Consider the following 23,178-nt stretch of genomic DNA (forward strand, 5'->3'; position numbering starts at 1 on the left):
TACTTTAATCCCCTCTTTTGTTTTCCCCCCTATGAACAAGGTCGTGTCTTTTATGAGTTGCTCGTACTAAGCTCCCAATGTTTTCAGGAAAATCTATATTCAGTGTGTTCTTGAACATTGGCTTTAATTTAGGTAGATTGTGCCATAGTAAATTAATAAGGTACTCTTTAACACTCTCTTGCAGTGATTCTTTTTTATTTGAAAATTTCTGATAAGGAAAATTTTTGATTCTTAAATTCTGAACTATTTTCAACGAATTTTCTGAGGTATCATCTTCCGATTCAACTTTTCCAATAGAAAACTCAGACAAATAGGCTTCAAGCGATGTAATCACGTTTACGTAAATCATTTGAAAGAAGGTTTCTTCCACGGATTTAGCAACTTCTACCGAAAGAAGAGTTTTTAAATTTTCCATCGAAGTATTTAAACTTTGTAGTGCATTTTCACTTTTCCCTACGTAATCATATAGATAGTCATCATAAAACTCTCGAGTAGGAATAGCAGACCACTCTGGGCAATCTACAGAAAGATCATCGCCAAGTTTGATTATTAACTCCTCATCGACCACTTGACCAAACTCCGAGAATAATTCGTCGTGAGCTTCATAGGGGCCACCATAAATAAATTGATACCCACCGTCCCTCCCATCATATGGGCACTCATGGACTGGGTCTTGAAACTTAGATAAAAACCATTCACGCATTACGTCTATCTGAAATTCAGGACCTTTTTCTTAAGAGACCCCCTGAAATAAGTCTGTATTCTTCTGGAATATTATATAGCGACATTGTACCTCCAAAGATTTAATAACCGGCGTTGCAAAGCTGTGCTGCGAAAAAATGAGCCGCTCAGCTTTACAACGTTTGGGGGGACAATCCTACCGAGACACGCCCTCAACCAGACCATCTGACATCATTATTGGCCAAATTCTTAAAAACCTCTTTGAATTTTTCTCGATTTTCTTGCATCGTTTTCAAAATTACACCAGTTTGTTCAAATTGATCGTCTGTCAGTGCAAAAATTGGAACATTGTATTTTTGAGACTGAGCTATCAGCGAGTTAAAATCAGAAATATTGGCTAAATTAAATGGTTCATCACCTCCAACATTATCTCTGAATGTAGACGAATCAACCGTCATGTTGAGTGGCTCCAAAGCTGGAATCAGTTCGTCTCTTACTGTTGATTTTATAATATCTATCCAACGCTGAAACGACTTTGCTGGAGCACCACCCCGCGGGCGGTATCGTTGTGATATGAACCCAAGAAATTTTGGTGGATTTTCGGGAAATGCGTAGTCTACACCACTTTCTCTAAAGGATGTAATCTCTTTATTCCATCTTGGAATTACGTTTGATAATGATTTAATGGCTTGAGCGCAAAAAAAGTCTGGAGATGTTGGGACAATAAAATAATCACTCGCCATAAGTAAGCACGGTTGAGCGCCACACTGGGGCTCATGTCAATTATAACGTAATCAAATTCATGCGTGATACCTGTGATTTTGAAAAGTTCACAAACACTTCCTGGAATATTTTTGATTGCAGGAATAGCGTGGCTAGTTGTTAATGCAACACTAATTTGAGTCTCAAATTCAGATAGCATCAAATTACCACAGTAAAGAAACAAATTTTCGTTTGAAGTCTGGACAGGATTGCCAGGTGCTAAGCCTGATAAACTACCTGACATTATGGGTGATAGTCCTGAAGCAATATCACACCCTGGATTGCCTTTATAAAACTCTTCGATATCTTCAACGTCATTGTAATCAAGAACCAATGCCGTTAGGTTACATTGAGGATCAGCATCCACAATCAGAGTTTTATGGCCTTGTTCTGCAAGCATCCAACCAAGATTAAAAGCGGTTGTTGTTTTGCTAACACCACCTTTGTGATTAAATAGTGATATTACTTTCAATTCAAACTCCTTATTTTGTCTATACAGTTGGGGTAACTCACTGTTTTAAAAAAAATCACAAAATTCTATTAAGCTACTTTGAAAGAGCTTTTTCCCAAAACTTTATTACGTTTCTAATTATTTCTGAGGCATTAACGCTTGTAGACCCAACCTCCAGTTGTTCAAACTTACAAGGAAACGATACTGGGAATGCTGCTGTTGTAGAAATTTTCACAAAGCATTCTTTCTTTTTACAGTGTTTTGCATGGTTGCAAAATAAACGTATCATTCTAAGTTGCTGATCGATCTGATCCAATTTACTTTCATCGAAGACAAATTTACCTTCTTCTCCTTTCATAATATCATTTTTATTCTTCCCAAGAGTCCTTATATCCTCGGAAACATTTTCTGAATTAGCAAGCCATTCAGGTAACGCGTTTAAGGAGAGAAGACAATTTGCTAAGTCATATACATTACTTGTTTTCTCAAAATTCATAAAGTCATATTTGGCTTTGAGCAACCAATCTTCATAAGTTTGCAACGTTGGAATTGGTAAAATATCTCTCATTAGCACCTCGGGCTTAACAAGCAGTATTAAGTAAGCCAGACACCCTCTAAAATTCGTCATTTTCTATAAACGGAACATATTCATATTCTAGAACATATAACTATTGCTTCGATTGAAACTCACCCCAAAATATTGCAAATTATGCCAGCGATATAGTCAATGTCAATTCAGATATTTATCATTGCTGACTCAAATCCTTACTCCTTGATTCACATAAATGCAAGAGCGGATGTGAACCATTATGATTTAAGGGTTCACATTACTTCAAGACGCTATGACTATAGAATAGCTCTGGAAGAGGGCTTTTGGGCCAACTGGTTACACCATGCCCTATGATATAGTGCCAAATGGAAAACCCAGAAGATGAATAACCTGCTGTAAGTTTGTCCATATTGATAATAGATAGTCCTATGGCTTTATTTAGAGCCGAAGTAAATCTCTCAAGACAAGTTTTCCACTGGTCACTGCCAACATGTGGACTTCCTGCATTTTGAACATGACGTCTTTCCGGTGTTGCCGCACAGCCCCCTTGATAATCTCTGAGCCGTAAAAGACCTGCACTGAAGGTGAAGACATTTATATACAAAGAGAGACTGACGGCCCAATGTAACAGTTTGCACAAGATACGTGGTCAAGGTTCCGTTAATATTCATAACACCCTGATTTCATTTATCCCATTTTTATATATGGATTTTTAGGACATAACCATTCTTCACCAAGCATAGAACCATCGTGTACCATTGTTTTTTATGTATTGATAACAAATTCTGTTTCTTTTTTATACAGTTGTTCATTACAGATATGGGTGGTCAATTCGAATGAAAAGTAACAGCGAACCATAATGACTGATTATATGAACTTTTATACATTGGAATATAGATTCGAATCCTCCCACCCCGACCGCTAAAATATAAGAGGGGACATCGCATCAAAGCGACGTCCCCTTTTTTATTACCTCATCAAAACGCGCCATCGTCACTCGACGCTCAAATATGGGTCATTATCACCACCGATTTCTACCATCTATATGCCACATTCAACCCCGCCCCCCACTCGTACCCGTTGCTTGTGAGGGCATACATGCCTCCACCGCTTATCTGCAAGGCGCTTGAAAGGTCGGTTTCAAGGCCGAGGCCGGTAACCAGGACATGCTCGCCGCGATTTTGTCCTACAAAGGGGAGGGTGGTTTCCGGGTGGGATGCCAGGGCGGCGTCAATGGTGTGGTGGCTGTTTTTGTTGGCATACCAGTCGTGCTCATAGCCCACGAAAGCAAGGGGATGGAGACCCATTTGGCTTGTGATGCTCTTAAAACGTGCCTGGACTCCGGCAGAGGTGACAATGGACTGGGCATCGGCTGAGTCCACCTGCAGGCTGAGGTCCGGGTTGCCTGATTCAGTGAACGATTCCTGGTAATAATAGGCGTAGAGAAGGCCGAGTTCAGGGGAGAGGGTTACCCAATCGGCTGGTTGCCAGGGCAGGCGTGCCTTTAGCCCGCCGTAAAGGCTGTGGCTGTCAAAATCGGCTTCGGGCGTGTCTGTGGTGTTGCCCAGGGTCACAGATCGCTCGGAGTTGTGCCGTCCGTAGGCATACCCGATCAATCCGCTGATATCGATGCGTGAGGCCGTCTTTTTGTTCAGGTATGCGCCGAGCTGGTAGATATCGCTTTCAAAATCCTGCCAGGCGGCATCATGCTCATCCATCTTCTGGGTTCCATACGAAAAATACACTCCCAGGGCGGCGTCCTCACTCTGCGTAAGATCCGTGCCCACAACCAGGCCGAATAAATCGTAATTGAAATCGCCGAGGCCGTTGTCTCCGTCGATGTCACCACGCACATAACCGGCATCGGCCCAGAATCGCTTGCGGGTGGTGACGTCACTGGTCTCCAGGCCTTGGCCGGTTGCAATGCGGCTGCCTTGGAAGGCATGGTTTAAGACCGTGTTCATGGTCATGTCCATGTGCTCCAGGGCCACCGTCATGTAGGAGGAGTAGGGTTCTGCATGGATGGAATCCATGTGACTGGCTACTTGCGCGTTGGTGAGGGCGTCCAGGGCCTGATTGATGGTGGCGTTGCCTGCCAGGCTGGCATTGACCAGCAGATTAGCGGAACCGGAGTGGTTGGCCGTCTGGATTGCAGGGTGGGACGTCAGGGTCGAGACCGGTTGCCTGGCGGCTGTCAGGGTGAGATCCGGCTTTCCGTTTGTGTTTTTGTCTCCCACGGTAAAATCGATCAGCGCAGGGATGGTGCCGTCCTCCACAAGGGGAAGGTTGGAGCCGGCCTGCAGGGTTCCTGCACCGCCGTTGCTGGCAATGAGCGTAAACTCCTTGCTGTCCATGGCGCTGGCTGTCAATGGCTTTAATGTGGCCACCTTCACCTCTCCGATGGTGGTGAGATCCACGTCGCCGTCTCCGTAATGCAGAACATCGTTGGCTGCCACGCCGCCGTTGACATCAAGGGTCGCCCAAAACTTACCACCGGTGGACCGAATAAGGGGCTCTGACGGTCCAAAAGCCAGCTGGTTATTGATTGTTGCAGAGTGCAGGCTGGTGTAGGAAGGGCCCACCCAGAGAAGGCCGTCGTCATACACAGTGAGGCTACCGGTCCCGGTAAGGGTCCCGTGGGCATGGTATTCGCCGAAAACACCGATTCGTCCGTTGTTTGTGATGTTGGACGAAGCGTTGTGATAAAACGCCGCCGTTTTGTAGACATTCATTTGCCCGCCGGAGGCAATGGTCAGGTCCACCAAAGAGCTTCTGGAGTCGACCCCGCCAAACAGGCGCAGAACACCCTGGCTGTTGATAGTAATATCGGCATGGCCGTGCAGGTGGAGCTGGTCCAGCACCGTCAGCATGGAGTCGTTGAGCGTAATGGATGAGCCAGCGTCGATGAACACATGGCTGTATACAGCATCCGAGATATTGTTTTGCGTGTACTGGGTGGTGGCGCCGTTGTGGTTCAGGTCGATGATGCTTTTACCGCGAATCCCCGAGTCTATGTCGGAACCATCCAGGGCCACGGCCCCGTCCGTTACAATAACAATGTCTGTGGTAAGGTGCCCCCCGGACCCGAAATTGAGTGTTGAATCTTTAAGGGTCAGCTCATCGTTCATCTGGATGCTTGTGTTGCCCCCGACAACCACACGGCTGTCTTCCACGTAAAGTTTCTCCAGCTCCAACGATGTCCGGGATCCCTTGAGCTCAAGTTGAGCCCCGTTTATCAGCCGGAACTGGTCCGTGGAGTTGAAATACGCGTTGCTGTAGGTAAAGGTAAGCGCCCCTCCGTTGATGGTGCCGCTGACGGGCGAATGAAAGTAGAGGCGCTCGTCGTCATAGGTTGCTGACAGCGAGCCGGAGTAGAAAAATTCCAGGGATGCCCCGGGGTCAATGTCAAGGTTAAAGGTTTGCGGTGCATACAGCCGCTGCATGCCCGTGATTTTGTTGGTCCCACTGCCGATATGAAGGGCCATGGGGGCTGTGGCGATAAATCCTGGGCTTCGTATGGTGAAATCCATGGTCGAGTTGTTCAGTGTGAGGCGGTTGTCGGCCCCATAAAACAATAGCTGGATGGCCCCGGAATCGGCGTCGGCGTTGTTGATCTCAAAATGGCTGCACTGCAAGGTGCGCTTCCAGCCGCTTAAGTGCATCTGGTCGAAATCCGAGCCCTGGAATGTGATGGCCATGCGGTGTGGGTCCGTCAGGTCGCCAAAGGTAACATCTGCCCAGACTCTGTGAGGATACGCAGTAATGGAGGTGTCTCTTTCCACAAAAAATTTGTAATTCCGACCTGCGGGGAAGAACAGGGCGTCGTACTTCGGATCATAGGATCCGATCATGCCGAACCCGTTTATAAATCCACCTGACGTCTGGACAAGGGTGTCGGCGGCCACGGAGCTGACCATCCCGAGAAAAAGACATGCGAAAAGAAGCTGTTTTCTCATCGTGTTTCCTCCTGTCACAGCTTGTGCGATGCGTTGGAACTGCGGATGTAGTTGTTTACCTTGAAGCTCTGATAACGCAGAAGATGGGAGCATTCAGCTCGCCGGGGTAGTGAGGGTACTTTGTATGAAAGGCAAAGAGGAGAGAAATAAGAGAGTTATCCGTTTGATAACCTCAATGATCTCAGTTTTTTACCCTTGCGTCAAGGGACAGCAAGGTCCCATGCGAAAGGGCGTGATAGTGCATTGATGCACCTGAATAACAACGAGAAAGAGGGGATGAAAGGTATTTCCTACTTTTTGAAATCCCGGTACAGCAAACTGGGTTGAATGCCCTTGTTGCCCTGATACTTCCCGCTGGAATAGGTTTCATGGGAGCCTTCAAGGGTGTGGTAATAGATCTGACAGACCTCGACACCGGAATAAATCCTGATGGGCTGGATGCAGAATATCTCCAACGTCCAAAACCCTTTGAACCCGACATCGCCGAAACCTGCCGTCACATGAACAAACAGGCCGAGCCGTCCGATGGAGGAGCGGCCTTCGAGCATCGGGACCAGATTGCTGGTTTCCGTGTATTCGACGGTCCGGCCCAGGTACAGCCGGTGGGGTTCCAGGATCAGCCCCTCGGCTGGAATGGTGATGCTTTCGGTGCTGTGCTCTTTTTTCATGTCAAGGACCGGGTCGGTGTAGATCAACAGCTCATCGTGCAATGTCAAATTGTAACTATTGGGATTTATCCTCTTTTTATCAAAGGGGTCGATGCAAATGTCGCCGTTGAGCCTCGATTCGATCTCTTTTCCGGATAAAATCATGTTGATCTCCTTGCGGGTCTGGTTGAGGTGGGCTTACATTCGAAGGTTTTCTTGTAAGGGGTATATACAGAAGGGGGCTTGTCGATTGCAAACGTTTGGCTTCCAAACGCATTTTGGCCGCTTTTATGGCAAAAGCGGCCAAAAAAATCAAGGAACTGGGTTTATCTTGCTTTGATCACTGGCCCATGCCCTGATCTCCTTCCATAAAAGACTTAAGCTCATCGCTGTTTTTCGTTGCGCTTGCACTTGCCGGGGGCCACTCCTCAAAGGTTGCGAGGTGCTTTTGAACCAGGCGTTGGGCCGGGCCGAAGGCCCACATCTTTTTACCCATCCAGTTGATGTACATGCCGGACTCATCGGCAGCCCGCTCGTAAGGATCCTGCCGCAGGTTAAAGAGAAGGGGAGCACCTAATCTCTCTTTGGCCCCGAACCATCCTCCGCGTTGAACAATGAAATGCGCTTTCCAGTCCCCGTAGCGAACAGCCTGGAGGGTGGTGCGCTCGTAGTAGATGATCTCTTTTCGTTTGGATGGGCCCTTGCCGGTGAGAAGGTCCATCTGGTTGTACCCATCCAGGTGGGCTTTTTGCCCTTTGTACCCTTTAAGCAGCTTCTTTTTCAGATCCTTTGGTCCCCCCGCTGCAGCAACCAGGGTCGGGAGAAAATCCATGCCGTCAAAAAGCCCGTTGTTTACCACGCCCGCTTTGATCTTGCCGGGCCAGCGGATGATCATGGGAACCCGCACGCCACCCTCCCAGGTGGTACCCTTTTCGCCGTGGAAGGGGGTCATGCCACCGTCGGGCCAGGTCATGATCTCCGGTCCGTTGTCTGCTGTGGAAATTGGCAGGCGATTGGTGTTGTCCGCAACCCCCAGTTTGTCCAGACGGTCCAGCACTTCCCCAACGTGGTCGTCCAGATCTTTCATGACCACCTCCTGCATGCCCCAGCCGTTGGTCCCAAGCATTTTTTCGTATTTTTCAGAGAAGTAGGACCACACGTGGGCCCGTGAGGGACAGTACCAGGTAAAAAAGGGTTTCTTGTCGGCCACGGCTTTTTCAATGAAGGCAAGGGCGTGCTTGTTCACCTCATCGTCCAGGGTCTCCATGCGTTTGGGGGGGATAGGGCCGTCATCCTCGATTTTCTGCTTTCCCTTGGAGGTTGCCCAGGCGTGGATGGCATTTCTCGGCTCAAAGGCTTTGGCTTCCGGGCTATCCGGCCACTCCGGATCCGAAGTGTACTCCATACCGTTGAGATGGTAGAGCCAGCCCCAGAACTCATCAAACCCATGTTTTGTGGGAAGGAACTCATCACGGTCCCCCAGGTGGTTTTTGCCGAACTGACCGGTGACGTATCCTTGAAGCTTGAGGAGCTCAGGCAGGGTAGGGGTCTCCGGTTTGAGCCCCACAGGATCCCCCGGGAGGCCCACGGTGTGCATGCCCGTCCGCACGGGAAATTGGCCGGTGATAAACGCCGATCGCCCGGCCGTGCAAGTGGGCTGAGCATAGTAATCGGTGAATCGCATGCCCTGGGCTGCGAGCTTATCGATGTTGGGGGTGCGACCGCTCATGAGCCCTTGGTGGTAGGCCCCGATATTGGACCACCCCACATCGTCAGTGAAGATTACAAGGATGTTGGGTTTTTTAGCGGCGACTGCGGATTGAAAAGGGAATGCCAGTACGACAAGGAGGCAGGCGAAAAAGACGATGATGGGCTTCATGGAAGACTCCTTACGCTTGGGGTGAGGGGGCATCCAGCACTGGCTGAAAGGCCGGTTGCCGTTGACTTAACGTCTATGTTTGGAAAAAACGTGGGTTCTGCAAAAAGGTCTGGGTTTGAAAGGAAAAGGGGAGATTGTGGCAGTGGGAAAGGTGCTGAAATTGGTAGCGAAGGGAGTCGGGATCTCCTCTGTTATGGGTAAGTATAAAGGGGACATAGGGCTGAGGCAAGCTTGAAGGTAAAAACAAGCGCTACTATGGGCACGCTTCGCTTTGCCCATCCTACGTGTGACACACGGCTACTGGCGTCGCGTTAACCCGAGCCCTGTAGGATGGGCAAGGCAAGCCCGCACCTGTTGGGCTGGCGATGGCCTGGTGCTGTGCCCATCGCGTATGACGAAAGGCTCTGTTGTTTGGGAAGGTGTGGGGTAACCGGGCAAAGAGGCACGCTTCGCTTTGCATCTGACGGTGACACATGGCTAACGGAGCCGTTACCCCGAGCTCTGTAGGATGGGCAAAGGCAAACCCGCAACCGTTGGGCGGACGATGGTGGTGCCGTGCCCATCGCGTATGGCGAAAGGGTCTGTTGGTTGGGAAGGTGTGGGGTAACCGGGCAAAGATGGGCACGCTCCGCTTTGCCCATCCTACGTGTGACACACGGCTACCGGGGTTGTTAACCCGAGCCTGTAGGATGGGCAAAGGCAAACCCGCAACCGTTGGGCGGGCGACGGTCTTGGCGCCGTGCCCATCGCGTGTGGCGAAAGGGTCTGTTGGTTGGGAAGGTGTTGGGTAACCATGAAAAGATGGGCACGCTTCGCTTTGCCCTACTGCAACGTGCTGGGCACGGCTGCCGGAGTCGTTAACCCGAGCTCTGTAGGATGGGCAAAGGCAAGCCCGCAACCGTTGGGCGGGCGACGGTCTTGGTGCCGTGCCCATCGCGTGCGGCGAAGCTGTTCCATTGGTTGGGAAGGTGTGGAATGGGCAAAGATGGGCACGCTCCGCTTTGCCCATCCTACGTGTGACACACGGCTATCGGGGTCGTTAACCCGAGCCTGTAGGATGGGCAAAGGCAAGCCCGCAACCGTTGGGTGGACGACGGCCTTGGCGCCGTGCCCATCGCGTGTGGTGAAAGATTCTGTTGGTTGGGAAGGTGTGGGGTAACCGGGCAACGATGGCATGTCGTCCGCGATCCTACGCGTGGCATGGCTACTGGGGGCCGTTAACCCGAGTTCTGTAGGATGGGCAAAGGCAAGCCCGAAACCGTTGGGCGGGCGACGGCCTTGGCGCCGTGCCCATCGCGTGTGGCGAAAGACTCTGTTGGTTGGGAAGGTGTGGGGTAACCAGGAACATGGGCACGCTCCGCTTTGCCCATCCTACGTGTGACACACGGCTACCGGGTCGTTAACCCGAGGCTCTGTAGGATGGGCAAAGGCAAGCCCGCAACCGTTGGGTGGGCGACGGCCTTGGCGCCGTGCCCATCGCGCGTGTGGCGAAAGGGTCTGTTGGTTGGGAAGGTGTGGGGTAACCAGGCAAAGATGGGCACGCTCCGCTTTGCCCATCCTACGTGTGGCACACGGCTACCGGGGTCGTTAACCCGAGCCCTGTAGGATGGGCAAAGGCAAGCCCGCAACCGTTGGGCGGCATGATGGTCTTGGCGCCGTGCCCATCGCGTATGGCGAAAGGGTCTGTTGGTTGGGAAGGTGTGGGGTAACCGGACAAAGATGGGCACGCTCCGCTTTGCCCATCCTACGTGTGGCACACGGCTACCGGGGTCGTTAACCCGAGTTCTGTAGGATGGGCAAGGCAAAACGTATACCCGTTGGACGGGCAACGGCCTTGGCCGTGCCCATCGCGTATGGCGAAAGATTCTGTTGGTTGGGAAGGTGTGAGGTAACCATAACAAAGATGGGCACGCTTCGCTTTGCCCATCCTACGTGTGACACACGGCTACCGGGGTCGTTAACCCGAGTCCTGTAGGATGGGCAAAGGCAAGCCCGCAACCGTTGGGCGGCGACGGCCTTGGTGCCGTGCCCATCGCGTATGGCGAAAGATTCTGTTGGTTGGGAAGGTGTGGGGTAACCGGGCAAAGATGGGCACGCTCCGCTTTGCCCATCCTACGTGTGGCACACGGCTACCGGGGTCGTTAACCCGAGTTCTGTAGGATGGGCAAAGGCAAGCCCGCAACCGTTGGACGGGCGTGGCCTTGGCGCCGTGCCCATCGCGTGTGGCGAAAGGGTCTGTTGGTTGGGAAGGTGTGGGGTAACCAGAAGATGGGCACGCTTCGCTTTGCCCATCCTACGTGTGACACACGGCTACAGTGTCGTTACCCCGAGTTCTGTAGGATGGGCAAGGCAAGCCCGCAACCGTTGGGCGGGCGACGGTCTTGGCGCCGTGCCCATCGCGTATGGCGAAGAGTTCTGTTGGTTGGGAGGTGCGGGTTAACCGTTCAAAGATGGGCACGCTTCGCTTTGCCCATCCTACGTGTGACACACGGCTACCGGGGTCGTTAACCCGAGCCTGTAGGATGGGCAAAGGCAAGCCCGCAACCGTTGGGCGGGCGACGGCCTTGGCGCCGTGCCCATCGGGTGTTAGAAAAACCGGCCATGCCTGGAATGGCCTTTATCAGTACGCGTCAATGAGCATGACGCGCCTTTTTTTTCTACTTATCGGTTGAGGCTTATGCTCAGCCCGTAAGAGAGCGTTTCGTTTTCCGGTTCGACCACATGGCCGATGGGCGCGCCATCGGAGTAGAGGTCGCCAACCTCTGAACGCTGCATGTCCCAATAGGAAATAAACGGCTCGATGGAGACTGAAGCGCCCCCGGCAAGAGCCCTTTCAAACATCAGGGAGCACCGGACCCCATAGCCTTCGCCAAAGCCCTGATCAAGGGAAGGGTCATTGTAGGCTGGGTCTGCATCGCTCACGTGGCTTTTCACGGTCCCCCGACAAAAAAGATCATATTCCGCCGTCAATCCCCAGGTCCACTTCTCGGCAAGCGGTCCCGCCGTTTTCACACCGATGGGGGCATACCAGTAGTGAATTTCTCGTTCATATCCGTAGGCAGAGGAGATAACGTCGTTCCAGTAGCGATACCCGACTCCCGTGTAGGGGGTTATGAGGTACCTGCCCTTGATGCCGATGTCATAGCCGATAAGACCCCGGCACTCAACGAGCCAATCATCCGTATCTGTACCGAAAGATTGTGCGTGTCCTGAAGGTGACCGTCGTAATCGAGGCTGCCCATGCTGTATTCGACGCTGGCATGAACCATCACATTGTAAGCCGTGTGGTGCGTATAGTGTCCGACCACGCCATACATGAAACCCGTCTCCTCCATGATCCCGGGCTCCTTGTAGTCGAAATAGTGGGTTTTCAGCCCCACGCCAAACCGATGCCGGTCTGTTAGCGGTGTTTGGGTGTCTGCAAGGGCAGGGGTAAGCATGCTTATGAGAAAAATCATTGACAGCAAGCAGCCCGTAAACGTCTTTTTCATGTCTCTTTTTACCTCACATCGGTTTCGGCCATCCAGTCAAGCCGCCGGAAAGCAGTTCAAACGCACAGAAATGTATTGCCGGTTTCCTGATTTACTTAAAAACGCGCCAAATGGTAGTACGGTTCACGGTTGTTATCAAGGGGAGACATCATCACGTGGCGACGTTTAAGGGCAGGGGAGGATGATTTTTTTTGGGGGGGGGGAGGGCATGTGACGAGCCGCCCATGCCCGGGATGGCCGTGAGAGAAAAACAGCGTTTTCATGGTGATGAATGATGTGGGGTATTGACCGATGATGGGCACGCTCCGCTGCCCATCATACGGGATTTGGCCATGTGAATATTGTTGTTTTTAAAGGGTTCTATGCTGCGTAACCCTGGGCCTGACGGTGGCTGTAGGTTACTCGATTATTTCATCTATCTCTTCCAAATGTTCCCAAGCCTCTTGGACAGAAACAGTCGGAATCGTAAAATGAGGTTTCGAAAGATCGTTGATATCTCTTCCTGTGCTGGCAGCACAAGCATATACAACCATGTATAAGCCTTTATGGATGGCTTCTATCTTGGAATTGTAAGCCTCAATTGTTATATCACCCGCCACAAGCTGTGCGCACAACTCTTCAGATTTCTTTTTGATATTCTCAGCAATCTTCTTTTCTTCTTTGGACGGGCAACACTCGCTAAAATCAAATTCAATGTCTGCTTTCACAACACCGACGTTTGCATTTTCCACATCGACGGCACTCATTTCAGGTCTCACCTTGAGACTGTTCATGCAACACGCAGTAAGACAAACCGATACCAGAATGACTAAAATGACATGTTTCATTTAACGCCTCCATTTAAAATTGATGATGAATGCCACGAGTAACCGGTTGTAGACCAATCTCAAATTCGCTAAGGCTCTCGGTAAAAAATAAATTATTCAGGTAAGCAGTAATGATGTTTCGTCGCCATTGGCAGGTGAGCCACTTATAGCTTTAATAGTCATTTTTTTCCAGGCAAAACGAAACATTGCGAGAGACAACAAAAAATCCCATGACAAATTCCCACCACAAGAAAGTACCAGATCCATGGAAAGAAAAGTGAGGACGGCGATAGAAGAGTGAGCTGGTTTTGAACGGTATGGGTAAATGACCAATGAAAGGCACTCTCCGCTGCTCGTCATACGGAGGCGTGGTGCGAATGTCGTTGGTGTTTGCGGCATCATGTCAGGGGAGGGGAGAACATGCCCGGCCCCCTGCGGCATTGTTTTGCCTCAGCAATGTGCCTTTCAAGGGAAACTAAAAAATCATCTCCTCAATTCGTCTTGTTCAAAAAAGATTGAAATAATTTCCATATGGTTTAATATAGCCCCTCATCCACAACATAGCTTCTTTTGTAAGCGCTTGTAATCTTTCATAAATTCGTCGGGATATGTGTTGCAGGACGGGAAACCTGATTTGCCAGAAATGGACGGCCTATCTCATAACTATTTATAGGAGGATTTATGCAAATGGGTAAAGATAGGCTGAAACGACTCATTCGGGCCGGACGTGGCCTTGTTCCGGCACACAAAGTCGTACGAGGCGGTCAGCTGGTCAATGTCATGTCCAGTGAAATCTACCCCGCAGACGTGGCCATCTATGATGAGATCATCGTCGCCATCGGTGATGTGACAGGCTACATCGGCGAAGAGACCAAGATCATCGACGCCACCGGCAAGTACCTTGCACCCGGACTCATTGACGGGCACCTGCACAGCGAATGCAGCAAACTCAGCATCACAAGCTTTGCAAAGGCGGTGGTTCCCTGTGGAACGACCTGCATCGTCTCCGGCCTTGACGAGTACATCTCCGTTTCGGGGATCGAAGGCCTGAAGGAAGTCTTTGCCGAGATCAAGGAAAGCCCCTTGAAAGTCTTCTGGGGAGCCCCGTACAAGACCCCGTACACCTTCCCCAAATCCACGGTATCCTACAACTTCACCGAAGAGACCCACAAAGAGGTCCAGACGTGGCCGGAGTGTTTCGGCGTGTGGGAGACTGTCCGTGAAGCGGTGATCGAAGAAGACGAAGACACCCTTGGGGCCCTGGCTATCGCGACAAGGAATACCATCTTCGGATGCGCCCCCATGGCCCGCGGCAAGGACCTGAACGGTTACCTTTGTGCCGGTGTCCGCCTCGACCACGAGAGCTACGATCATGAAGAGGTGGTGGAAAAAATGCGAAACGGCATGCACATGCTGATCCGCGAGTCGTCCGTTACCCATTTCCTGAAAGAGAACATCCGCGCCGTCACCGAGGTGAACCCCGCCTTTGCGCGCCGCGTAAGCTTCTGCACCGATGATGTCACGGCAACGGACATCCTGGAGAAAGGGCACATGGACCACGTGGTCGCGCCTGGCCATCGAAAGAGGGTGTCGATCCAATGACCGCCATCCAGATGGGCTCCATCAACAGCGCCGAGGCCTACCGTGTGGACCACCTTGTGGGCTCCATCACCCCGGGCAAGCTTGCGGACATCCTCGTGGTGGACAACCCCGAAACCTTCAACGTCGAGGCGGTGATCACCAACGGCAAGCTGGTCTCCAAAGGCAGGGACCTGACTTACGAGCTGAATGCTCCCAAGCGCAGCACCGTGCTCTCCAGCGAGCTCAAGTGCGAGAAAACCACCCAGGCCGACTTTGAATACCGCGTGGATATGGAAGAGGGCACCGCAGAGGTTCTCTCCATGAACGTGGTGGGCCCCTTTGTCCGCAAACGCCGCGACGTGACCCTGAAGGTTAGGAACCACATCGTCCAGCCCGACACCGAGCAGGACGCCCTCATGGTCTCTGTGGTGGAACGGTTCGGCCGCAACGGCAACAAGTCCCTGGCGTTCTGCTCCGGCTGGAAGCTGAAGAAAGGAGCCATGGCCTCTTCTGCAGCGCCTGACGACAACAACATCGTGGTCATGGGCGCCGATGCAAAGGACATGTCCATTGCTGTGAACCATCTCATTGAAAACGGCGGCGGCCAGGTGATTGTTGAAGGTGGAGAAATCATCGAATTCCTTGCCCTGCCCGTGGGCGGCATTGCAAGCGACCTGGACGCAAAGGAGATCGCGCATCAGGAGACATTGCTCAACAAGGCGGCCCAGGCCCTTGGCTGTGACCTGCCCGAGCCCCTGATGTACATGTTCTTCCTGCCCATTACGGCGATCCCCGACTACGCCATCACGGACGTGGGGCCTGTGGACTGCATCGCCCTTGAAACCTTTGACCCCATCCTTGGCCTGACCCCGGCGAAGTAGGGGAGGAAACCCATGAAAAAAACAGAGCTAAAAAAACTGATCGATGTGGCCGCAGGCCGCGTCGAAGCCGACCTTGTCATCAAAAACGCCAAGGTTGTCGATGTCTACAACGGCACCATCGTGGAAGGCGACATTGCCGTCACAGGCGGCCTCATCGCCGGTGTGGGCAAGTATGCCGCCGCCAACGAAGTGGACGCCAAGGGCCAGTACGCGGCCCCGGGATTCATCGACAGCCATATCCATATTGAATCATCTTACGTAAGCCCGGAGGAGCTCGGCCGCCTGGTGGTTCCCCACGGCACCACCACCATCATTGCCGACCCCCACGAGATCGCCAACGTCTGCGGGTTTGCAGGCCTGGATTACATGATCTCCGCATCCAAGCTCACCGCCCTGGACGTTCAGATGATGCTGCCCTCCTGCGTGCCGGCAACACCCTTTGAGCACGCCGGCTGCACCATCGACGCCCAGGCCATGGAAGAGCCCATCAAGCGTGACGAGGTCCTGGGCCTCGGCGAGTTCATGAACTTTCCCGGCGTTGTCAACGGCCTGGATGATTCCCTGGACAAGCTGCTGGTGGCAAAACGTGCGGGCAAGCCCGTTGACGGGCACAGCCCCGGCGTATTCGGCAACGACCTCAACGCCTATGCCGCCGCCCGCATCCGCACCGACCATGAGTGCGCCACCGTGGAGGAGATGCACGACCGCATTGCCCGCGGCATGTACGTGCTCATGCGCCAGGGCTCGGCCTGCCACAACCTCAAAGACCTCCTCAAAGGCGTCACAGCCGCCAACAGCAGGCGCTGCCTGTTCTGCGCGGATGACTGCCAGCCCAAGACCATCCTCAGCATCGGTCACCTGGACAACCACCTACGCATCTGCGCAGAGGAGGGCATCGATCCCATCATGGCCATCCAGATGGCCACCTTAAACGCTGCGGAGTGCTACGAGCTCACCGACCGAGGCGCCATCGCCCCGGGCCTGAAGGCCGACATCGTGCTCTTTGACAACCTGAGGGATTTTGGCGTTCAGAAGGTATGGATCGACGGAGCCCTTGTGGGAGACGGGGGGGCTTACCTCCCCGAGGTCACGCGCCACGACATCTCCGCCACCAAGGGTCACTTCAAGGTCAAGGAGTTCTCCAAGGAAAAGCTCTCCCTTAAGATCAACTCAGACAAGGCCCACGTCATCCAGATCCTGCCCGGCGGCGTGGTCACCGAAAAAGGCGTTGAAGAGATCTCCCGCACCAGCGACGGAGAGTTCCTCCACAACCCGGACAAGGACGTGGTAAAGGTGGCCGTGGTGGAACGCCACCAGAACACCGGCAACGTGGCCGTGGGGCTTCTCCGTGGCTACGGCATCAAGCAGGGCGCCATTGCTCTGTCTGTTGCCCACGACTCCCACAACATCATCGTGGTTGGCGTCACCGACGAGGACATGGCCTTTGCCGTGGAGTCCCTCATTGCCCAGGGCGGCGGCATTGTCCTGGCCAGCAACGGCGAGGTGGTGGAGAGCATGCCCATGCCCATCGCAGGTCTCATGAGCGATCAGAGCGGCGAGTGGGTGGAAGAGCGCCTGACGGCCATCCACGAAAAAGCCCACGAGGTGTTGTCCGTCAGCGGTGATGTGGAGCCGGTGATGACCCTCTGCTTTATGTCCCTTGCAGTGATCCCTGAGATCAAGCTTACCGACATGGGGCTGTTTGATGTGACCCGTTTTGATTTCATTTCCATCGAAGCATAAAGGACTGGCTTAAAAGATGAGTACGAAGTTACCCTTGTTCTGCAAAGGCGATATTGGCGGCCTCACCTACATCCTGGCCAACAACATCGTAAACTATATCATTGTCATTGCGACCCTCTCCGGTGTCCTCGGATGGCCGGACGAGATTGTCTACGGACGCGTGATTCCCGGCCTCTCCATGGGACTCCTGGTGAGTGGTTTCTACTATGCCTACAACGCCTGGCGCCTGGCCCAGACCGAAGGCCGCACCGATGTCACCGCGCTGCCCTCGGGCGTGTCCACGCCTGCCATGTTCGTGATCCTCTTCGGCGTCATCATGCCGCTGCACTACGCCCTGGGCGACCCTGAACTGGAGTGGTCCGCAGCCGTTGCCGCCTGCTTTATCGGCGGGTTCATCGAGTTCCTGGGCGGGTTCATCGGTCCCTGGCTCAAGGAGCGTATTCCCCGTGCAGCCCTCCTCGGCACCGTGGCAGGCATCGGGTTTATCTGGATGTCCACCCAGGGGGTATTCGACCTCTACAGCGATCCTTTGGTGGGGCTGCCCATCCTGGCCGTGGCCGTCATGGGCGTGTTCGGCGGGTACCTGTTTCCCAAGCGCATGCCTCCCTTTGCCGTGGCCATCGTGGGCGGCATCGTGTACGCCCTTGTCCTTGGCCGCACCTCCATCGACTTCAGCGGCATCGGCTTCTACACCCCCAACCCTGTTCGAGCCTTTGACGCGCTCCTCAACGGATTTGCCGTGGTGCTGCCTTACCTCTCCGTGATTATCCCCATTGAGGTCTACAACTTCATCGAGACCATGGACAACGTGGAAGCTGCCAACGCCGCAGGGGACAACTACAACGTCCGCAACGCACAGTTCGCAGACGGCGTGGCCACCATGATCTCCGCCCTCTTCGGTGGTGTGGTTCCCAACACCGTATGGCTGGGCCATGCCGGTCTCAAAAAGGCCGGGGCCTGCATCGGGTTCTCCTGGCTGGGTGGACTTCTCCTGGGGCTTTCCGGGATCTTCGGTCTGTTCACTTTTTTCAGCGCCCTGGTGCCCCCTGCGGTGGCAGCCATCACCTACCTCTGGTGCGCCACCATCATGCTGGCCCAGGCCTTTAAGGACTGCAAACCCAAGCACTACGCCGGTGTGGGCATCGCCATGGTTCCCCCCATCGCCGATTTTCTCTACACCCAGGTAACCGGTGCCGTGGGCATCTCCGGTGTCTGGGCCGAAACCCAGGCCTCCGGCCTCGCAGGCTACGGCTCCAAAGTCACCCAGAACCTCATGGAAGCAGGCGTCATGTGGAACGGCGTCCCCGCCGTAAAAGCCGGTGCCATCATCATCGGCATCATCCTGAGCAGCTTCGTGGTGTTCATCATCGACCGCCGCCTGGACAAAGCCGCCATCGTCTCCTTTGCCGCAGCGGGCCTCTCGACGTTCGGCTTTATCCACAGCGCCATGCTCGGCTTCTTCCCCACCTCCGAGTTTGTCCTCGCCTATGTGGTCATGGGCTGCGTCTGCTTCGTCCTCCACCTGGGACGCGGCAAGTGGTTCGACGCCGAAGAAGATTTTGATTATGTGTAACAGCTCCGGTGCTCCGGCCGCTTAACACCCGGGGCCAAAGCTCAGAATAGAAGATGAAAACCCAAACGCCCTTCGGCTTCGCGCCGAAGGGCGTTTGGTGTTTGTGGGGGAGGGGTGGGGCGGATCAACTAAAGACGCCCGTGCAACCAAACCGTCAAAGGCGTAAGGCCGCAGCCAACGAAACCCGGACGCCGACGATGAGTCATACCGCCGCGTGTTTCGACAGTAGGCGATGTGCCGTAGGGTGCGCCGTGCGCACCGAAAGGCATCCAACAAACCGAATTTGAACGATTTTTTGAAAGACGCCCGTATAACCAAAACCGCCAAAAGCGTAAGGCCGATGGCCCTCGTTACGTCACGCGGTGCGGGGGCCGCACCCTACAAAAACCGGACGTTGACGGTGAGTCATACCGCCGCGTGTTTCGACAGTAGGCGATGTGCCGTAGGGTGCGCCGTGCGCACCGAAAGGCATCCAACAAACCGAGTTTAAACGATTTTTTGAAAGGCACCCGTGTAACCCAAACCGCCAAAGCCGCAGGCCGATGGCCCTCGTTACGTCACGCGGTGCGGGGGCCGCACCCAACGAAAACCGGGCGTTGACGGTGAGTCATACCGCCGCGTGTTTCGACAGTAGGCGATGTGCCGTAGGGTGCGCCGTGCGCACCGAAAGGCATCCAACAAACCGAGTTTAAACGATTTTTTGAAAGGCACCCGTGTAACCGAAACCGCCAAAAGCGTAAGGCCGATGGTCCTCGTTGCGTCAAGCGGTGCGGGGGCCGCACCCTACAAAAACAGGGCGTTGACGGTGAGTCATACCGCCGCGTGTTTCGACAGTAGGCGATGTGCCGTAGGGTGCGCCGTGCGCACCGAAAGGCATCCAACAAACCGAGTTTAAACGATTTTTCAAAAGGCACCCGTGTAACCGAAACCGCAAAAGGCGTAGGGCCCATGGCCCTCGTTGCGTCACGCGGTGCGGTAGGCACCCTACAAAAACCGGACGCCGACGATGGGTCATCCCGCCGCGAGCTTCGACAGTAGGCGATGTGCCGTAGGGTGCGCCGTGCGCACCGAAAGGCATCCAACAAACCGAATTTGAACGATTTTTTGAAAGACGCCCGTATAACCAAAACCGCCAAAAGCGTAAGGCCGATGGCCCTCGTTACGTCACGCGGTGCGGGGGCCGCACCCAACGAAAACCGGACGCCGACGATGATCATACTGCTTTGCACCTCAGCAGAGGCCTAAGAATTCAATATATATTCCGGAAAATATATTTCCGAATGATCCGGCTTGTACCGGTGGACAATTTCCGTGTGATTTTCTTCAAAAGGGAAGAATCTCTTTTTGCCAGATGGTCAGAAACAATCTTGTCTGTTGTGTCTTCTAAAATCGGTAAGACTTTAAAATCTGCGAGGCACGACATGGCTTCCTCATACATTTACGGTTAAAAGAAGCATCCGTTATGGATCATAGCCTTAAATACATACCAGAAATCAGCCGCCATGCCCACCAACACGTTAAAAGCAAAAGAAAAAAACGCAGCGTCCCGGCAAAATGAACCTTGCCGAGCAAAAGCGTTACCTGTCATGGCCTTCAGTAGGGAAGGGGCATGTGTCCCTTAGACTAACCGTGAGGTCAAGTGCATGCCCCCATTGTTCTCGATCAGGCCCTAACCTTGTGGCGGGATTTTTCCTCCCTGGGCAGGTAGGTGGAAGGTAATCTACCGGCACCTCCCCTCCCTGTGAATCTTTTCGGACAACGGACTTCAGCGCCTCGTCTCCGGTGACATAGAAATGATCCTCGCCGATGGTCTCCAGAAGATGGGTTCGCTTCAACACGTCGAAGACCCTCTCCTTCACGCCACTGAAGGAGACGTCCCGATTGCTTTCACGCACGGTCTCCACCAGAATGGCCAGTGCCTCTTCCCCTGATGCGTCGACGTCGTTGATTCCGCTGGCTTCGATGATGACGTGCTTCAAATCTGGCTTTTCGGCGATATACGCCAGGACCTTGTCCTCAAGGTAGGTGGCGTTGGTAAAGATCAACGCCCCGTCAAAACGGACCACGGCAATGTGATCGCACTCCTTGAGCCCGTACTTTTCCGCGCTCTTGAGGGAATCGTCATGGGATCGTGAGAGAAGTGCCACCTGCGGCCTGAGGCTCTTGAAAAGAAAAACCAGAAAGGTCATGCCCACCCCCACATAGATGCCTTCTTCCAGATTGGGTGCAAAGTAGAGGGTACAGACAAAGGTCACCACGGAAATCACGCCGTCGGCCCGCTTTGCCTTCCACGCATGGACAAACCCGCGCACATTGATCAGCCCGATGACCGCCATCATGATCACCGCCGCCAGCACTGCCTGTGGGAGATGGTAGAGAAGGGGGGTAAAAAAAAGCAGGGTCAGGGCCACCATGATGCTGGTGACCACAGAGGAGATCCCGCTCACCGCGTTGGCCTGAAGGTTGACCGCAGAGCGGGAAAAGGAACCGGAGACCGCGTAGCTCTGGCCAAAAGCCCCGATCATGTTGGCAAGGCCCTGGCCGATGAGCTCCTGGTTGGGATCAAGCTTCTGTCCTGTTTTGGCTGCCATGGCCTTGGCAATGGCGATGGCCTCCATGAACCCCAGCAGGGAAATAATCACCGCATAGGGCAACAGCTGGACAAAGGCCGCCAGGTAGCTGCTGTTCTCCGGTGCGGAAGGAACACTGAGTTTCAAGCCCCGGGGGATCTCTCCCACAACGGCTCCGGCACCGATCATCTCAATGGCGTCGTCTGCGATGACCCGGTTTTTTACCCGGATGCGCCATGTGCGGCCATCGGTCTTCATGCCCGGTGGCAGGGTATCGCTTACGTACAGGTTCCGGTATGCCCTGAGTCCGTCCGGGGCAAGGAGGTGCACCCGTCTCAGGGCTTCGCGCTTTTGCCGGGAGGCCTCTTTGAACCCCTGAATTTCCGCGTTGATCATGGCCAACCTGTAATCGAATTCCAGCTGCTCCGAGGAAGGCGCCTGGGGCGATAATTCTTTTCGCCTGTTGTTCAGCGTTGCCCGTTCTTCCGCGAGGCGTTCAATGGATCGGATGTCATCGTTGAATGCGGCAATGGTCTCAAGGACCGCAGGGGCATGGATGTGTGCCGTTGTCACCACCTGATCGTTGTTGAAATGAAACGCCTTGGACAGGACAATGGTCAGGGCCACGGCCACCAGAACGTTAGGAACCTTTGGCGCCACGCGCTTGAGCACCAGCATGACGGCAATGGCAAAAACGCCCAGGCCCAGGGTGGGCAAGTGGGTGTAATGAAGGGCGGACTGAATGACATGGATGATGGTCTGGTAGTGATGGGGTGCCTTGTCCACATACACGCCGAAGAGCTTTGAAAACTGGCTGGATGCGATGATAATAGCCGCAGCATTGGTAAACCCGTTCACCACAGGATGGGAGAGAAGGTTCACCACCAACCCCAGGCGAAGCGCCCCCAGAAGAAACTGAAAGATCCCCACGGTAAGAGCCAGGAGCACAGAGTAGGCGATGAACTGGGCACTCCCTGCGGTGGCCAGCGGTTCAAGGGAGGCCGCTGACATCATGGAGACAATGGCCACCGGCCCTGTGGCCAGCTGGCGGCTCGACCCGAACAGCGCTGCGATCATGGGCGGCAGGAATGCCGCATACAGACCGTAATACGCCGGAAACCCGGCAAGCTGGGCGTACGCCATGGACTGCGGTATCAACACCATCGCAACGGTGATCCCGGCCACAAGATCGGTTTTGAATGTGCCTGAATCGTACGCCTTGAACCATGATAAAAACGGAAAAATCCTGGTTAGCATGTGGGTTTTCCCCCTCTACAGTGGAGCGTTATGGTTTGGCAAACGGTGGTCCCCGTCTGCTTACGATCCTGTACAGATATCCACCAGAAATTAAGCAAATCACCAGGCACAACAAGACAAGAATCCCCCGTCACCATCCGGGGCAAATTATGCTTACTAAACAATAAATTAACATACATACTACACCAAGACAAGAACGGGGTCGCAAAAGCGACATATCAAAAAGAGGAATTGAGTAAGGTTGATATGATGTTATCGGGGGCTGCGGCCGGTGGCCCGCATGACACAAAACGGCACGTGCAGTCTAACGAGTTCCCACAGGGCACGAAAAATCGTAGGGTGCGCCGTGC

Annotated in this window: 15 protein-coding genes; 4 read left to right on the forward strand and 11 right to left on the reverse strand. The window is 53.5% G+C overall.

The genetic code is table 11. The features are described 5' to 3' along the window. Positions 1-4: 4 nt before the first annotated feature. The 10 genes from ACOYW1_RS11915 to ACOYW1_RS11960 form a co-directional block, all read right to left on the reverse strand. Positions 5-703, reverse strand: coding sequence for a hypothetical protein (locus ACOYW1_RS11915; protein ID WP_482422965.1), 699 nt, complete (start codon positions 701-703; stop codon positions 5-7). 190 nt (positions 704-893) lie between these two features. After that, on the reverse strand, positions 894-1,424 hold the full coding sequence (locus tag ACOYW1_RS11920) for a P-loop NTPase family protein (protein WP_482423899.1): 531 nt from the start codon (positions 1,422-1,424) through the stop codon (positions 894-896). After that, a complete protein-coding gene (locus ACOYW1_RS11925; RefSeq protein ID WP_482422966.1) occupies positions 1,346-1,915 on the reverse strand; it encodes a ParA family protein in 570 nt (189 codons plus the stop codon). The genes ACOYW1_RS11920 and ACOYW1_RS11925 overlap by 79 nt, the downstream gene beginning before the upstream one ends. Before the next feature lie 73 nt (positions 1,916-1,988). Then, the gene (locus ACOYW1_RS11930; RefSeq protein ID WP_482422967.1) at positions 1,989-2,462 is read right to left on the reverse strand and encodes a hypothetical protein; all 474 of its coding nucleotides are present in this window, start codon (positions 2,460-2,462) and stop codon (positions 1,989-1,991) included. Between the two features lie 1,016 nt (positions 2,463-3,478). Then, the gene (locus tag ACOYW1_RS11935; RefSeq protein WP_482422968.1) at positions 3,479-6,400 is read right to left on the reverse strand and encodes an autotransporter family protein; all 2,922 of its coding nucleotides are present in this window, start codon (positions 6,398-6,400) and stop codon (positions 3,479-3,481) included. Positions 6,401-6,690: 290 nt separating this feature from the next. After that, positions 6,691-7,212 (reverse strand): dCTP deaminase, encoded by a 522-nt coding sequence (gene dcd, locus ACOYW1_RS11940; RefSeq protein ID WP_482422969.1) that lies wholly within the window; start codon positions 7,210-7,212, stop codon positions 6,691-6,693. Positions 7,213-7,387: 175 nt separating this feature from the next. Further along, positions 7,388-8,926 carry an arylsulfatase gene (locus ACOYW1_RS11945; protein ID WP_482422970.1) on the reverse strand — a complete coding sequence of 513 codons (1,539 nt, stop codon included), beginning with the start codon at positions 8,924-8,926 and terminating at the stop codon, positions 7,388-7,390. A gap of 2,661 nt (positions 8,927-11,587) precedes the next feature. After that, positions 11,588-11,848, reverse strand: a complete 261-nt coding sequence (locus tag ACOYW1_RS11950) for a hypothetical protein (protein ID WP_482422971.1) — start codon at positions 11,846-11,848, stop codon at positions 11,588-11,590. Positions 11,849-12,036: 188 nt separating this feature from the next. Next, the gene (locus tag ACOYW1_RS11955) at positions 12,037-12,417 is read right to left on the reverse strand and encodes a hypothetical protein (protein ID WP_482422972.1); all 381 of its coding nucleotides are present in this window, start codon (positions 12,415-12,417) and stop codon (positions 12,037-12,039) included. A 398-nt stretch (positions 12,418-12,815) separates the two neighbouring features. Continuing rightward, on the reverse strand, positions 12,816-13,244 hold the full coding sequence (locus tag ACOYW1_RS11960) for a hypothetical protein (protein ID WP_482422973.1): 429 nt from the start codon (positions 13,242-13,244) through the stop codon (positions 12,816-12,818). Between the two features lie 666 nt (positions 13,245-13,910). Between ACOYW1_RS11960 and ACOYW1_RS11965 the strand changes: the two genes are divergently transcribed. The 4 genes from ACOYW1_RS11965 to ACOYW1_RS11980 are packed head-to-tail and all read left to right on the forward strand — an operon-like array spanning position 13,911 to position 19,001. Continuing rightward, the gene (locus ACOYW1_RS11965) at positions 13,911-14,825 is read left to right on the forward strand and encodes a hypothetical protein (RefSeq protein WP_482422974.1); all 915 of its coding nucleotides are present in this window, start codon (positions 13,911-13,913) and stop codon (positions 14,823-14,825) included. After that, positions 14,822-15,685, forward strand: coding sequence for an adenine deaminase C-terminal domain-containing protein (locus ACOYW1_RS11970; RefSeq protein WP_482422975.1), 864 nt, complete (start codon positions 14,822-14,824; stop codon positions 15,683-15,685). Before ACOYW1_RS11965 ends, ACOYW1_RS11970 begins: the two co-directional genes overlap by 4 nt. A gap of 12 nt (positions 15,686-15,697) precedes the next feature. After that, positions 15,698-17,428: an adenine deaminase gene (gene ade, locus ACOYW1_RS11975; protein WP_482422976.1), complete on the forward strand. Its 1,731-nt coding sequence runs from the start codon at positions 15,698-15,700 to the stop codon at positions 17,426-17,428. A 16-nt stretch (positions 17,429-17,444) separates the two neighbouring features. Further along, a complete protein-coding gene (locus ACOYW1_RS11980; RefSeq protein WP_482422977.1) occupies positions 17,445-19,001 on the forward strand; it encodes a hypothetical protein in 1,557 nt (518 codons plus the stop codon). 1,577 nt (positions 19,002-20,578) lie between these two features. On the opposite strand, the gene ACOYW1_RS11985 is transcribed toward ACOYW1_RS11980, so the two are convergent. After that, positions 20,579-22,828 carry a SulP family inorganic anion transporter gene (locus ACOYW1_RS11985; RefSeq protein ID WP_482422978.1) on the reverse strand — a complete coding sequence of 750 codons (2,250 nt, stop codon included), beginning with the start codon at positions 22,826-22,828 and terminating at the stop codon, positions 20,579-20,581. Positions 22,829-23,178: the final 350 nt, after the last annotated feature.

This window comes from Desulfoluna sp. CYM3A (assembly GCF_056829965.1).

Coding starts and splice junctions, on each gene's coding strand:
- ACOYW1_RS11960 (WP_482422973.1), bottom strand. CDS start 13,244: ATGAAACATGTCATTTTAGTCATTCTGGTATCGGTTTGTCTTACTGCG.
- ACOYW1_RS11930 (WP_482422967.1), bottom strand. CDS start 2,462: ATGAGAGATATTTTACCAATTCCAACGTTGCAAACTTATGAAGATTGG.
- ACOYW1_RS11955 (WP_482422972.1), bottom strand. CDS start 12,417: ATGAAAAAGACGTTTACGGGCTGCTTGCTGTCAATGATTTTTCTCATA.
- dcd (WP_482422969.1), bottom strand. CDS start 7,212: ATGATTTTATCCGGAAAAGAGATCGAATCGAGGCTCAACGGCGACATT.
- ACOYW1_RS11945 (WP_482422970.1), bottom strand. CDS start 8,926: ATGAAGCCCATCATCGTCTTTTTCGCCTGCCTCCTTGTCGTACTGGCA.
- ade (WP_482422976.1), top strand. CDS start 15,698: ATGAAAAAAACAGAGCTAAAAAAACTGATCGATGTGGCCGCAGGCCGC.
- ACOYW1_RS11980 (WP_482422977.1), top strand. CDS start 17,445: ATGAGTACGAAGTTACCCTTGTTCTGCAAAGGCGATATTGGCGGCCTC.
- ACOYW1_RS11920 (WP_482423899.1), bottom strand. CDS start 1,424: ATGGCGAGTGATTATTTTATTGTCCCAACATCTCCAGACTTTTTTTGC.
- ACOYW1_RS11935 (WP_482422968.1), bottom strand. CDS start 6,400: ATGAGAAAACAGCTTCTTTTCGCATGTCTTTTTCTCGGGATGGTCAGC.
- ACOYW1_RS11985 (WP_482422978.1), bottom strand. CDS start 22,828: ATGCTAACCAGGATTTTTCCGTTTTTATCATGGTTCAAGGCGTACGAT.
- ACOYW1_RS11965 (WP_482422974.1), top strand. CDS start 13,911: ATGGGTAAAGATAGGCTGAAACGACTCATTCGGGCCGGACGTGGCCTT.
- ACOYW1_RS11970 (WP_482422975.1), top strand. CDS start 14,822: ATGACCGCCATCCAGATGGGCTCCATCAACAGCGCCGAGGCCTACCGT.
- ACOYW1_RS11915 (WP_482422965.1), bottom strand. CDS start 703: ATGCGTGAATGGTTTTTATCTAAGTTTCAAGACCCAGTCCATGAGTGC.